At 70.2% G+C, this 13,223-nt stretch carries 10 protein-coding genes; 5 read left to right on the plus strand and 5 right to left on the minus strand.

Going from position 1 to position 13,223, the window contains the following annotated elements; genetic code table 11:
• The first annotated feature begins 8 nt into the window (after positions 1-8).
• Positions 9-524 (plus strand): GNAT family N-acetyltransferase, encoded by a 516-nt coding sequence (locus SS2_RS12095; protein WP_169796300.1) that lies wholly within the window; start codon positions 9-11, stop codon positions 522-524.
• Positions 525-537: 13 nt separating this feature from the next.
• Here SS2_RS12095 and SS2_RS12100 read toward each other — a convergent pair whose 3' ends face one another.
• The 5 genes from SS2_RS12100 to SS2_RS12120 form a co-directional block, all read right to left on the minus strand.
• Positions 538-2,178 (minus strand): HNH endonuclease signature motif containing protein, encoded by a 1,641-nt coding sequence (locus tag SS2_RS12100; protein WP_157607321.1) that lies wholly within the window; start codon positions 2,176-2,178, stop codon positions 538-540.
• Between the two features lie 509 nt (positions 2,179-2,687).
• Positions 2,688-5,336 (minus strand): DNA helicase PcrA, encoded by a 2,649-nt coding sequence (pcrA, locus tag SS2_RS12105; RefSeq protein ID WP_066464388.1) that lies wholly within the window; start codon positions 5,334-5,336, stop codon positions 2,688-2,690.
• Positions 5,337-5,395: 59 nt separating this feature from the next.
• Positions 5,396-6,979: a methyl-accepting chemotaxis protein gene (locus SS2_RS12110; protein ID WP_083942180.1), complete on the minus strand. Its 1,584-nt coding sequence runs from the start codon at positions 6,977-6,979 to the stop codon at positions 5,396-5,398.
• Positions 6,980-7,103: 124 nt separating this feature from the next.
• Positions 7,104-7,586, minus strand: a complete 483-nt coding sequence (locus SS2_RS12115) for a DUF456 domain-containing protein (protein ID WP_066464390.1) — start codon at positions 7,584-7,586, stop codon at positions 7,104-7,106.
• Between the two features lie 28 nt (positions 7,587-7,614).
• A complete protein-coding gene (locus tag SS2_RS12120) occupies positions 7,615-7,965 on the minus strand; it encodes a hypothetical protein (RefSeq protein ID WP_066464391.1) in 351 nt (116 codons plus the stop codon).
• Between the two features lie 377 nt (positions 7,966-8,342).
• On the opposite strand from SS2_RS12120, the gene SS2_RS12125 reads away from it, so the two are divergent.
• The 4 genes from SS2_RS12125 to SS2_RS12140 all read left to right on the plus strand — a co-directional run bounded on the left by SS2_RS12125 (position 8,343) and on the right by SS2_RS12140 (position 13,223).
• A complete protein-coding gene (locus SS2_RS12125; protein ID WP_066464392.1) occupies positions 8,343-10,100 on the plus strand; it encodes a nitrite/sulfite reductase in 1,758 nt (585 codons plus the stop codon).
• Positions 10,101-10,234: 134 nt separating this feature from the next.
• A complete protein-coding gene (locus tag SS2_RS12130) occupies positions 10,235-10,933 on the plus strand; it encodes a phosphoadenylyl-sulfate reductase (protein WP_439646310.1) in 699 nt (232 codons plus the stop codon).
• Positions 10,930-11,883 carry a sulfate adenylyltransferase subunit CysD gene (gene cysD / locus SS2_RS12135; RefSeq protein ID WP_083942181.1) on the plus strand — a complete coding sequence of 318 codons (954 nt, stop codon included), beginning with the start codon at positions 10,930-10,932 and terminating at the stop codon, positions 11,881-11,883. The genes SS2_RS12130 and cysD overlap by 4 nt, the downstream gene beginning before the upstream one ends.
• Positions 11,883-13,223 carry a sulfate adenylyltransferase subunit 1 gene (locus SS2_RS12140; RefSeq protein WP_066464395.1) on the plus strand — a complete coding sequence of 447 codons (1,341 nt, stop codon included), beginning with the start codon at positions 11,883-11,885 and terminating at the stop codon, positions 13,221-13,223. Before cysD ends, SS2_RS12140 begins: the two co-directional genes overlap by 1 nt.

Below are 13,223 nucleotides of genomic sequence, written 5' to 3' on the forward strand. Positions count from 1 at the left end.
TGGTCGCCATGATCGTCACGACGTCTCGGCTGCACCTGCGCGCCTTCTCAGCGACCGACTTCGCCTGGCTCCACCCCATCACGGCGAACCCTGCCGTGACGCGCTACACAGACTGGGGCCCGAACACGCCGGCGGACACGCAGGCCTTCCTGGACGAGGCGTCACGGACAGGCAGCGGGCCGGAGGAGTTCACGTGGGCGGTGACCCTGCCCGACGGCACGGGGATCGGGTCCGCCGGGTTGCAGGTCACCAGCCCCAGGAACCGCCGGGCCTCCTTCGGATACATGCTCGACCCCGCACGGTGGGGCCAGGGCTACGCCTCGGAGGTCGCCCAGACGCTGGTCGCGACGGCGCAGTCGCTGGGCATGCACCGGGTGGAGGCGACGTGCCATCCCGACAACGCTGCATCGGCGCGGGTGCTCGAGAAGGCGGGACTGACCTTGGAAAGCCAGCTCCGGGACCACCTGCTCGTCCGCGGCGCATGGCGTGACAGCCTGCTGTTCGCCGCCGTCCTGGCGGACTGAGCCGGCCTCAGAATCAGGCGGCGACCGCGCCGGGCTGGTAGGTGCCGGGCATGTGGACGGTCCAGCGGTCGTCATAGGTCATGGCGATGTTCTCGCCGTCGACGCGATGGTGGTGGTGTCGGCAGAGCAGTGCACCGTTGGACGGCGTGGTGTCGCCGTTGTCGGCCCAGTGGCGGATGGCGTGGTGGATCTCGCAGACGTGGGGTGGCGCGTCACAGCCGGGCCAGACGCAGGTTCGGTCGCGGGCGACGATGGCGCGGCGATGCTCTTTGGTGAAGGTGCGTCTGCTGCGGCCGATATTGAGGATCTGGGAGTCGGGCCCGAAGATGATCCGGGTGACCTCTCCGTCGCAGGCGATGCGTCGCAGGACCGCGTCGGGGATTGGGCCGGTGCCGTCTTCCCAGGTCGCGTAGCCGGCCCGGAGGCGGGCTTGGAGCGTCTTGGACGACCAGCTCTGGACGCCGGTGGTGGAGGTGGTGCCGTCTGCGTCGGTGCTGTCACTGTCACTCTCTGCGCCGTGGGTAGCCTCAAAGACCCGGGTGAACTCCTCCCAGCTGACGTGCACCGACAGGTGAGGGCGCACGTTGGCGCCTTTGCCGGCGATCCCGCCGTCCAGGGCCCGCTGGCACAGGTCCACCAGGGCGTCGACCTTACGCAGGTCCGCCGGGCGCAGGTCGTCGGCGGCAGGGACCCCGGCGATCGACCGCAGCGCCGTGGTGATGAGCTGGCCGTGCTCGGTGGTGACGAACCCGTTGATCGTCATCCCACCCAACGTCGGGGACACCCGCAAGTACTCCCGCTCGACCGCGTCCTTGAACGCCTTCTCCTGGGTTTCCGGGTCAGCGGAGACCGTGAACCGCTTGATCAGGGTGTTGAAGTCCTTGACCGACCAGGTCGCCGTGTGCGCCAGCAACGCCTGCTCACCCGTGCACACTCCAGCCTCAGGCGCCCCGTCCTCAGGCTCCGCGTCCCCAGGCACCGGGCCAGCCAGCGCCTGACACAACACCGGCGTCTTGGTCGCCTTGACCATGATCGCCACATGCTCGCTCGTGATCACCCCAGCCCGAGCCGCCACGCCCGTGGCGGGCAGGTGCTCACGCACCGCCCGCGCCGCAGCGACGGTCCGGGCCGCCGACGTCTCCGACAGGCCTTCCGCCTTCGCCAACCACGACGCGAAGGAATGCATCGTCTCGGCGCGCCACGACCCCTCAGCCTCAGCCCGTCCGATGCATCCCAACCGCTGGCCTTCCAACCGACCCAGCGAACCATGGATTCGCCGCGACACCTCCTGCGCAACCACCCCCGGCAACGACGCCGGATCTGTCGACGCGATCAGCTCGACCAACGCCTCCAGCTGGTCCAGCTGCGCGAAGACGTCCACCGGCGCACCCAGATCGGGACGATCGGTGACTACCGCAGGAGTCACTGGCCCCACGCACAGGCCGTCATCCGCAGGAACCGCCTGCGCACACATCTCGCCAGCCCCCGCCGGCCAGGCCGACCGGATCAGCTCCTCGAACGCCACCTCGACCCAGTCCTCAACCAGCGTGCTCACCGGACCGTCCGCCACATCAGCCCATACCCAAGGGGCTATTTCAATGCGCTCAACAACGGGTGCAGGATCACGCGTCAAGAATGAATTACCTGAATCCATGACACGCCTCCTCGCCTGTCGCGTTCCTTATGTGGCTTCGTACTCCATTCTATCTAGGGAACGCATGTTCGACAAGAGGAATAGCCATCAGATAATGCGACCTCAGATAGTTCAACTCGCACACGAGAAAATCGGCCATCAACCCTGTCGGTCCATTTCATCAGGAATTGCTACTCACCCGGTCAGTGGCGAACCATGCGCACTGCGCGCATTCCGCCTTCAACCGTGGTCCTGCCGTCTAGGGCCAATCCGTGCTTGCCATCCCCCGGGCCCGCGGGTTGAGATCCGCCACCCCCAGCCCTGTGCGCGCCGCCCGCGCGACAACTGCATCAAGCAGTGACACGCCGACGCCCGTTCCATGGACGACGACGGAGACGTACAAGACAAAAGCTGAGCGGACCGCTCGGCGTCGGATTCTGAGGAAGGTTTGGCCATTGCGATGCCAACCAACATGTCTCGCCACGACTGCACGTGCAACCGTGCCATCTGGGGAACGTTGTGAGGAGACCTCAGAGCTTGGTGACCGGCGCGAACCGCAGCAGCAGGCGCTTGGTGCCGTCCGCCCCAAAGTCGATCTTGGCCACGGACTTGGGCCCGGACCCCTCGACCGCGACGACCGTCCCCAGGCCGAAGGAGTCGTGGGTGACCCGGTCCCCCACCGCCAACGACGGGATGTCCGCGTCGGCCTTGCCGCCGCCGGAGCCGAAGCTCGGGCTGGCCGGCTCGGCCGCCTTCTTCCACGACCCGGCGCCCGACGACGAGGCCCCGGCGGACCGGGCACCCCGTTCGCTGCGGTAGCCGCCCGAGCCGATCGGCGGGGCGAAGTCGTCGTCGTCGGAAGACCGGCGGCGGTTGCCCGAGCCGTACCCACCTGAGCCCCAACCACCGGTGTACCCGCCCGGTCCGCGCAGCGTCGCCATGGACGACTCGCGCCGGCGCCAGTCCCACAGGTCCTCGGGGATCTCGTCGAGGAACCGGCTGGCCGGGAACTCGTTGGCCATCCCCCATGCCGACCGCACCGCGGAGCGGGAGACGTAGAGCCGCTCGCGGGCGCGGGTGATGCCCACGTAGGCGAGGCGACGTTCCTCGGCGAGCTCGACGTCGTCGTGCAGGGAGCGCATGTGCGGGAAGGTGCCGTCCTCCATGCCGGTGAGGAAGACCACCGGGAACTCCAGACCCTTGGCGGTGTGCAGGGTCATGAGGGTGACCACGCCCGGGTCGATGACCGGGGCGCCCTCGTGACCGGCGTCGTCGGCGCTGGGGATCTGGTCGGAGTCGGCGACGAGGGAGACCCGCTCGAGGAAGTCCGCGAGGGTCCCCTCGGGCTCGGACTCCTCGAACTCGCTCGCCACGGCGTGCAGCTCGGCGAGGTTCTCCACCCGCGACTCGTCCTGCGGGTCGTCGCTCGCCCGCAGCTCAGCGAGGTAGCCGGTGCGGTCGAGCACCTCCCCGAGGATCTCGGCGGGCCCGGCACCCTTCTCGGCGAGCTCGCGCAGGCCGTCCATGAGGGTGCGGAAGGCCTTGAGAGGGTTGAGGGCGCGAGCGGTCAGGCCCGGGATCTCCTCCAGATGGTCGAGGGCCTCGTTGAAGGAGGACCGGTTGCGCTCGGCCTGGGCCACGACCATCGCCTCGGAGCGGTCCCCCAGCCCGCGCTTGGGCACGTTGAGGATGCGGCGCAGGTTGACGTCGTCGTCGGGGTTGGCGACGGCGCGCAGGTAGGCGATGACGTCCTTGATCTCGCGGCGCTCGTAGAAGCGCGTGCCGCCGACCACCTTGTAGGGCAGCCCGACGCGGATGAGCACCTCTTCCAGGGCACGGGACTGGGCGTTCGTGCGGTAGAAGATGGCCACGTCACCGGGACGGACGCCCTCGGCGTCGCCCAGGCGGTCGATCTCCGCGGCGATGAAGCGGGCCTCGTCGTGCTCGTTGTCGGCGACGTAACCGATGATCTTCGCCCCCGCACCGGCGTCCGTCCACAGCCGCTTGGGCATGCGGTCGGTGTTGCGGGAGATGACGGCGTTGGCCGCGGAGAGGATGTTCTGGGTCGAGCGGTAGTTCTGCTCGAGCAGGATGGTGCGGGCCTCGGGGTAGTCCACCTCGAACTCGAGGATGTTGCGGATCGTCGCGCCGCGGAAGGCGTAGATGGACTGGTCGGAGTCGCCGACGACGGTCAGCTCCCCCGGCGGCAGCGCGCCCGCGGCGGCGGGGTCCTCGGGGTCGCCCGTGCGCACCCCGGTGAGCTCGCGCACGAGGGTGTACTGCGCGTGGTTGGTGTCCTGGTACTCGTCCACGAGCACGTGCCGGAACCGGCGCCGGTAGTGCTCGGCCACCGCGGGGTGGTCCTGGAGCAGACCGACCGTGGTCATGATGAGGTCGTCGAAGTCGAGGGCGTGCGCCTGGCGCAGCCGCGCCTGGTAGCGGGTGTACACCGACGACAGCGTCTGGTCGAACTCGTTGGCGGCGGTGCCGGACGGGTCTGAGGCGCCGGACTCCAGCGCGTACCGCTCCGGGGTGACGAGCTCGTCCTTGAGCGAGGAGATCTTGTGGGCGAGCTGCTTGACCGGGTACTTCTTGGGGTCCACGTCGAGCTCGCGCAGCACCATGGTGAGCAGCCGCTGGGAGTCGGCGGAGTCATAGATCGAGAAGGACTGGCGCAGCCCGAGGGCGGCGGCCTCCCGGCGCAGGATCCGCACGCAGGCGGAGTGGAAGGTCGAGACCCACATCCGTCCGGCGGCCGGTCCCACGAGCGCGGACACACGCTCGCGCATCTCCGCGGCGGCCTTGTTGGTGAAGGTGATCGCGAGGATCTCGCTCGGGCGGGCCCGGTGGGTGGCCAGCAGGTAGGCGATGCGGTGGGTGAGCACCCGCGTCTTGCCCGAGCCGGCCCCAGCGACGATGAGCAGCGGGCTCCCGCCGTGCACGACGGCCTCACGCTGCTGCGGGTTGAGCCCTTCCAGCAGCGCGTCGGCCGTGGCCGCGGAGGCGGCGCGCGCCTGGGCGGCTTCGCCCTCCCAGTCCTGCGGGTGGGCAGCGGCGACCCGCGCGAAGGCCGAGGCGGCGGGGCCCGGGTCGCGTGCGTCGTCGGGCACGGGCGCGGCGGGGGCCGGGGCTCCCGGGAGGCCGTCGAAACCGGGGAGGTGATCAAAGAGAGAAGTCATAGCCCACCCAGCCTAAGCGTCCCCACCGACACCCTGAGCACCCCGGGCCGAGCGCGCCCTCAGGCGGTGAACGCCGTCACCGTGGCCTGCAGCGTCCGCGACGTCTCCGCGAGCTCCGAGGCAGCCGACCGGATGGCGTCGATCTCCTGCGAGGTTGTCTCCGAGGCGACCTGGACCTCGCGCAGAGACTGCGCGATGCTGCGCCCACCATCGGCCACGGTGGAGACCGTCTGCGCCATCGCCGAGGTGGTCGCCGTCTGCTCCTCGACGGCGCCGGCGATGGTCAGCTGGAGGTCGCTGATCTGGGCGATGATGGAGGAGATCTCCGTGATCTCACCCGCCGCCTGCTCGACGGCGGCCTGGATCGCCTCGACCCGGTCGGAGATCCCGCCGGTGGCCCGGGCCGTCTCCTGGGCGAGTTCCTTGACCTCCCCCGCCACGACAGCGAAGCCCTTGCCGGCGTCGCCCGCGCGGGCTGCCTCGATCGTGGCGTTGAGGGCGAGCAGGTTGGTCTGCTCCGCGATCGAGGTGATGACCTTGACCACCGTGCTGATCTGGGCGGAGGACTGTCCCAGCTCCGTCACGGTGCGATTCGTCGCCTCGGCGGCGTCGACCGCGTCGGCGGCGATCTTGGCGACGAGGTTGGCGTTGCGAGCGATCTCCGAGATCGAGGCGCCCATCTGGTGGGTGCCTGCGGCGACGGTGTCGATCCCCGCGCTGACGGTCGTCGCCGACCCGGCGACCTGAGCGGTCTGGACGGAGGTGACCTGAGAGGACATCGCCATCTCCTCGCCGCTGCGCAGCAGCTGTGACGCAGCGCCCTCCAGGTGCGCGGCAGCCGTGGACACCTCGTGGGCGACCATGGAGGACCGGTCCAGCGTCGTGTTGAGCGAGGCGGCCAGACGCTCGAGCTCGGTACGGCCCCGACCGGTCTCGAGGCGCACCCGCAGGTCGCCGGAGGCCAGCACATCCGTGGCACGGCGGATGGGGCGCACGATCGAGCGTGCGATGACGACGCCGATGATCGCGCAGAGCAGCACGAGCCCGGCTGCCGCGAGGGCGACCTTGCCGGCGTCGGTCAGTGCGGTGCCCTGGACGTCGTCGACGTAGATGCCGGAACCGATGATCCAGCCCCAGGGTTCGTAGCCCTGGACGTAAGAGGTCTTCGGCTGGGGTGAGTCGGCCCCGGGCTTGGGCCACAGGTAGTCGACGAAGCCGGCCCCGGAGGACTGCACCACCCGGGTCATCTCCACGAAGATGAGAGTGCCGTCCGCGTCGGCGTTGGTGGACAGGTCGGTGCCGTCCATCTCCGGCTTGATCGGGTGCATGATCATCGACGGCGTCTCGTCGTTGATCCAGAAGTACTCCTGCGAGGAGTAGCGGAGCGCGCCCACCGCGGCGATCGCCGCGGTCTGCGCCTCGGTCGTGGTCATCTCCCCCGCCTCGGCGCGATCACCGTAGAAGGAGACGATCCCCGCAGCGGTCTCCACCACAGAGCGGGTCGCGGCCTGCCGCTCCTGCATGATCCGGTCACGTGCCACGCTCGAGGCGATGAGGGCGAGCAGCCCCATCCCGACTGCGGAGACGGTGACGATGGTGATGAGCCGGGTCATGATGGACGTCGAGCTCAGGCGTGACAGCATGGGCACTCGCAGAGGTCGCAGAGGTGGTGCCGGACGGAACCGACCCCCTATCGGCGGCCCACGGGCGACCATGAGTGATCCGGGTCACTATTCATCGCCTCGTGAGGCGCGATCCCCCGCCAGCTCACCAGATGACGACCGCGAGCAACCACGCCGTGCCCGCCAGGAGCGAGCCCGCGAGCTCGATGAGGATGGTCAGCCCGGTCGCGGTGAGCGCCGCCTTGGTCGCCGCCCAGGCCTGGATGTGGGAGCGGCGACGCGCCAGCTCGCAGGCGTAGACCCCGCCGACGAAGCCGACGAACAACCCGATGACCGGGATGACGAAGAAGCCGACCACCCCGACGACGAGGCCGACGAGGAGGGTCGAGCCAGGCACCTCGGCGCGGGTCATGTGCCGCCCGGCGACGATGTACTTCACCACTCCTGCCGCGACCAGCGCGGCCGTGGCGACGGCGAGGACGGTCCAGGCGAGGGCCCCGCCGGTCATCAGCGCCCACACGAGGATCGCACCGAAGACGATCACAGCGCCTGGCACGACCTGTGTGGTCCCGCCGACGATCCCGGCGACGATGACGAGGCCGACGACGAGTTCCTGGGTTGCGTTCACGCCGACACTGTAGGCGACGAGCGTCAGGTCAGACGAAGACCGCGACGATGATGTTGACCAGCGTCAGGGCGCCGATCGAGTGCTTGAGCGCGGGAGAGACCTTGTCGCCCTTCTTGACGGCGAGGAAGGCCAGGACCGCGATGATCAGCGAGATGACCAGCTTGATGCCGATCTTGGTCATCGACGGCCCGCCGTCGTCCCAGAGGCCACCCATCTCGGCGACGCCGACCATGAGGATCCCCGCGACGGCCGCCGTCGCGGCACCGTGGAAGACACCCTTGTTCAGGCCGGGCGTGCGCATCGAGACGAAGTAGCCACCCAGGACGATGGCCCAGCCGACAAAGTGCAGGACAGCGAAGGCGTGATAGAGGAATTCCATGCCTGCAGCGTAGATTTTTGGCCTCTGGTAAGCAATCAGGGCGGCGTGGCGCACCCGGCAAATCCGGATATCTCAGATCTCGACACGCTAGACCACCATGTGGACACCCTCGACAGGTGCCCGAATTGGCACGTACGGTCGTTGACATGACTACGGCTCGGAGCACCCAGGAAGCGACCTCTCGTCGCGCCCTGGTGACGTGTGCCCCCAGCAGCACCTGTTGTTGCTGTTGTTGATTCGCGCCTGAACCTGCCCTCCCCGGATCCCTTCGGCGGTGGGCACCAGACCAGGGCGCGTGAGGATCTCCAGCCCGGTCAGTCACTGAACCGCGACCTCCCGGCGACCCTCGCGTCCACGAACCACTCGAGGAAGTCACCATGTCGCCGTCGACCGCCCCCACGGCCGAGCTCTCCCCCGACGCCACCCCGGCCACCACGCCCGACGCAGCCGCATCACGCCCGGCACGTCCCGCCCGCGCAGCCCGGCCCAACGGCCAGTGGGCCGTGGACGGCACCGAGCCGCTCAACGGCAACGAGAGGTGGAAGCAGGAGGACGGCGGGCTCTCCGTCCGCGAGCGCATCGAGACGGTCTACTCCCGCGAGGGCTTCGACTCCATCACCGACGACGACCTCCACGGCCGTTTCCGCTGGTGGGGCCTGTACACCCAGCGCAAGCCCGGGATCGACGGCGGGCGTACCGCCCAGCTTGAGCCGCACGAGCTCGAGGACCGGTACTTCATGCTCCGAGTCCGCATCGACGGTGGCGGGCTGACCACCGAGCAGCTGCGGGTCATCGCCGAGATCTCCTCCGAGTACGGCCGCGACAGCGCAGACATCACCGACCGCCAGAACATCCAGCTGCACTGGATCGAGGTCGAGGCGGTGCCGGAGATCTGGCGCCGTCTGGAGGCCGTGGGCCTGCAGACCACCGAGGCCTGCGGCGACGTGCCGCGCGTGGTGCTCGGCAGCCCGGTCGCCGGGATCGCCAAGGACGAGATCATCGACCCCACGCCGATCATCGACGCGATCACCGAGAAGTACATCGGCATCCCCGAGCTCGCCAACCTCCCCCGCAAGTTCAAGACCGCGATCACCGGCCACCCCAGCCAGGACGTGGTCCACGAGATCAACGACATCGGCCTGGTCGCCCTGGTCCACCCCGAGCTCGGCGTCGGCTTCGACCTGTGGGTCGGTGGCGGGCTGAGCGCCAACCCACGCCTGGGCGAGCGCCTGGGCGCCTTCGTCACCGCCGAGCAGGCGCCCGACGTCTGGCACGGCGTGGTGCAGATCTTCCGCGACTACGGCTACCGCCGCCTGCGCAACAAGGCCCGTCTGAAGTTCTTGCTGGCTGACTGGGGACCGGAGAAGTTCCGTCAGGTCCTCCAGGACGAGTACCTCGGCTACGCCCTGCCCGACGGCCCGCCGGCCCCGCGGCCCACGAGCCCCGGCGACCACGTCGGTGTGCACGAGCAGAAAGACGGCGCCTTCTACGTCGGCGCCGCGCCCTACGTCGGCCGGGTCTCGGGCACGGTGCTCTCCGCGGTCGCCGACCTCGCCGAGTCCGCCGGTTCCGCCCGGGTGCGCCTCACCCCGCACCAGAAGCTCCTCGTCCTGGACGTACCCCCCGCTGAGGTCGACCGCGTCGTGACCGGGCTGCGCGACCTGGGCCTGGAGGCTGAGCCGAGCACCTTCCGTCGGTCGACCATCGCCTGCACCGGCATCGAGTACTGCAAGCTCGCGATCGTGGACACCAAGGACACCGCGAAGGTGGCCATCGACACCCTCGAGGAGCGCCTCGGGGACATCTCGCGGCTCAAGCCGATCACCTTGCACATCAACGGCTGCCCCAACTCCTGCGCCCGCATCCAGACCGCGGACATCGGCCTCAAGGGCCAGCTCGTCATGAACGACGACGGCGAGCAGGAGCCCGGGTTCCAGGTCCACCTGGGTGGCGGGCTGGCGAACCAGGACCGCGCCGAGGCGGGCATGGGACGCACTGTCCGCGGCCTCAAGGTCACCGCGGCGAACCTGCCCGACTACGTCGAGCGCGTGGTGCGCCGCTTCGAGGCGGACCGCACGGGCGAGGAGTCCTTCGCCGAGTGGGCCACGACCGCCGACGAGGAGGCGCTGCTGTGAGCGACGCACCCGTCGACCCGCTCGCCGCCCTGCGAGCCGCGGCCAAGGCGCGCACTGCGGCCCGCGACGCCTCCCGCGCCGCGCACACCGCCGACCGTGCGGCCACCGCTCGGCCCCGGCGCAGCGACGCCGAGCTGCAGGAGATCGTGGCCCGCGGCCAGGCCGAGCTGCACGGCTCCGGACTGGGTGCCCCCGACGAGGCGACCGCCGAGCAGGTCGTGGCATGGGCCGCGCGCGAGTTCGGCCACTCCATCGCCGTCGCCTGCTCCATGGCCGACGCCGTGCTCCCGCACCTGGTCGCCACGGCCGCCCCCTGGGTGGACGTGCTGTTCCTGGAGACCGGGTACCACTTCGCCGAGACCATCGGCACGCGCGACGCCGTCGCCCAGCAGATGGAGGTGACCATCGTCGACGTGCTGCCCCGGCTCACCGTCGCCGAGCAGGACGCCGCCTACGGCACCGACCTCTTCGCCCGTGACGCGGCCGCGTGCTGCGCCATGCGCAAGGTCGAGCCGCTCAGCCGCACCCTGGCCGGCTACGAGCTGTGGGTGACCGGCGTGCGCCGCGACGAGGCACCGACCCGCACCACCACTCCCCTGGTCACCTGGGACGCCAAGAACGGCCTGGTGAAGATCAACCCCTTCGCGGCGTGGACCTTCGACGACCTGCTCGCCTACGCCGCCGAGCACCAGGTGATCCTCAACCCGCTGCTCAACGACGGCTACCCGTCGATCGGCTGCGCACCGTGCACCAAGCGCGTCGCCCCCGGCGAAGACCCCCGCTCCGGACGCTGGTCCGGACTCGACAAGACCGAATGTGGGCTCCACGTATGAGTATCACCGACAGTTCCCCGACCGCCGCGGCCGCCTCGGCTGCCGACGCGACCGCCGAGCGCCGGCTCACCCAGCTGGAGTCCTTGGAGAGCGAGGGCATCCACATCATCCGTGAGGTGGTGGCTGAGTTCGAGCGTCCCGCGCTGCTGTTCAGCGGCGGCAAGGACTCCGTCGTCATGCTGCACCTCGCGGAGAAGGCGTTCTGGCCCGCGCCGGTCCCCTTCCCGCTGCTGCACGTGGACACCGGGCACAACTTCCCCGAGGTGCTCGCCTTCCGCGACGCCACGGTCGCCCGGCTGGGCGCCCGGCTCGAGGTCGCCTCGGTCCAGGACTACCTGGACGACGGCCGGCTCAGCGAGCGCGCCGACGGCACCCGCAACCCGCTGCAGACCCAGCCGCTGCTCGACGCGATCGCGGCGAACAAGTTCGACGCGCTCTTCGGCGGTGCCCGCCGCGACGAGGAGAAGGCCCGCGCCAAGGAGCGTGTGCTGTCCCTGCGCGACGAGTTCGGCCAGTGGGACCCGCGCAACCAGCGTCCTGAGCTGTGGAACCTGTACAACGGGCGTCACCGCCCGGGCGAGCACGTGCGCGCCTTCCCGCTGAGCAACTGGACCGAGCTGGACATCTGGCGCTACATCGAGCGCGAGAACATCGAGCTGCCCTCGCTGTACTACGCCCACCAGCGCGAGGTCTTCGAGCGCGACGGCATGCTGCTCGCCGTCGGGCCCTACTCCCAGCCGCGTGAGGAACGCGTCTTCACCGAGCAGGTGCGCTACCGCACCGTCGGCGACATGTCCTGCACCGGGGCCGTGGAGTCCGACGCGACGAGCGTCGCGGACGTCATCACCGAGGTCGCCGCGACCCGCATCACCGAGCGCGGCGCGACCCGCGCCGACGACCGCATCTCCGAGGCCGCCATGGAAGACCGCAAGAAGGAAGGGTACTTCTGATGAGCACTCTCGCACCCGCCACCCGCACCACCCAGCCGACGCTCTTGCGCCTGGCCACGGCCGGATCCGTCGACGACGGCAAGTCCACCCTCGTGGGTCGCCTGCTCTACGACTCCAAGTCCGTGCTGGCCGACCAGCTCGACGCCGTCGAGCGGGTCTCGCGCGACCGTGGCCTCGACGCCCCGGACCTCGCGCTGCTCACCGACGGTCTGCGCGCCGAGCGCGAGCAGGGCATCACGATCGACGTCGCCTACCGGTACTTCGCCACCGCCAAGCGCTCCTTCATCCTCGCCGACTGCCCCGGGCACGTGCAGTACACCCGCAACACGGTGACCGGTGCCTCCACGGCCGACGTCGTCGTGCTGCTCATCGACGCCCGCAAGGGGCTGCTCGAGCAGACCCGGCGCCACCTCGCGGTGGCGAGCCTGCTGCGGGTGGCGACCGTGGTCGTCGCGGTGAACAAGATCGACCTCGTCGACTACGACGAGGCCCGCTACCGCGAGCTCGCCGCGCAGATCAGCGCGGCCGGGGCGGACCTGGGCGTGGCGAGCCTCGTGACCATCCCGGTGTCCGCGCTGGAGGGCGCCAACATCGTGGACCGGTCGGCCAAGACCCCCTGGTACGACGGCCCGAGCCTGCTCGAGCTGCTCGAGGAGCTGCCGCAGGCCGACGAGCCGAGCACCGAGTCCTTCCGCTTCCCGGTCCAGACCGTCCTGCGCCCCCAGGGCGCGGCGCGCGACCCGCGCTACACCGACTACCGCGGCTACGCCGGGCAGATCGCGGCCGGCGTCGTGCGGGTCGGCGACGAGGTCGTGGTGCTGCCCTCGGGCCGGCGCTCGACCATCGAGGGCATCGACACCGCCGACGGCGAGCTGGCCGAGGCCTTCGCGCCGCAGTCGGTCACGCTGCGCCTGAGCGACGAGATCGACGTGACCCGCGGCGACCTCATCGCCACCGCGGCCGACGCCCCTGTGGTCACCCAGGACGTCGTGGGCACCGTGACCTGGCTGGCCGAGCGCCCGCTGCTGCCCGGCTCGCGGGTGCTGCTCAAGCACACGACCAAGACGGTCCAGGCCATCGTGCGGGACGTCGTCGGCAAGCTCGACCTCGACTCCGCGACCCTCGAGCCGGCCGAGCGGCTCGAGCTCAACGACATCGGCCGGGTCACGCTGCGCCTGGCCGCCCCGATCGCGGCCGAGGAGTACCTGCTCTCCCGGCGCACGGGGGCGTTCCTGCTCATCGACGCGGCCGACGGCGGCACCCTCGCCGCCGGCATGGTGGGCGACGCGCTGTCCGCCGCCCGCAACCCTGCGGACCGCCCCGTCCAGTACACGATCTGA

This window comes from Sanguibacter suarezii NBRC 16159 (assembly GCF_001552735.1).
GTDB lineage: Bacteria > Actinomycetota > Actinomycetes > Actinomycetales > Cellulomonadaceae > Sanguibacter > Sanguibacter suarezii.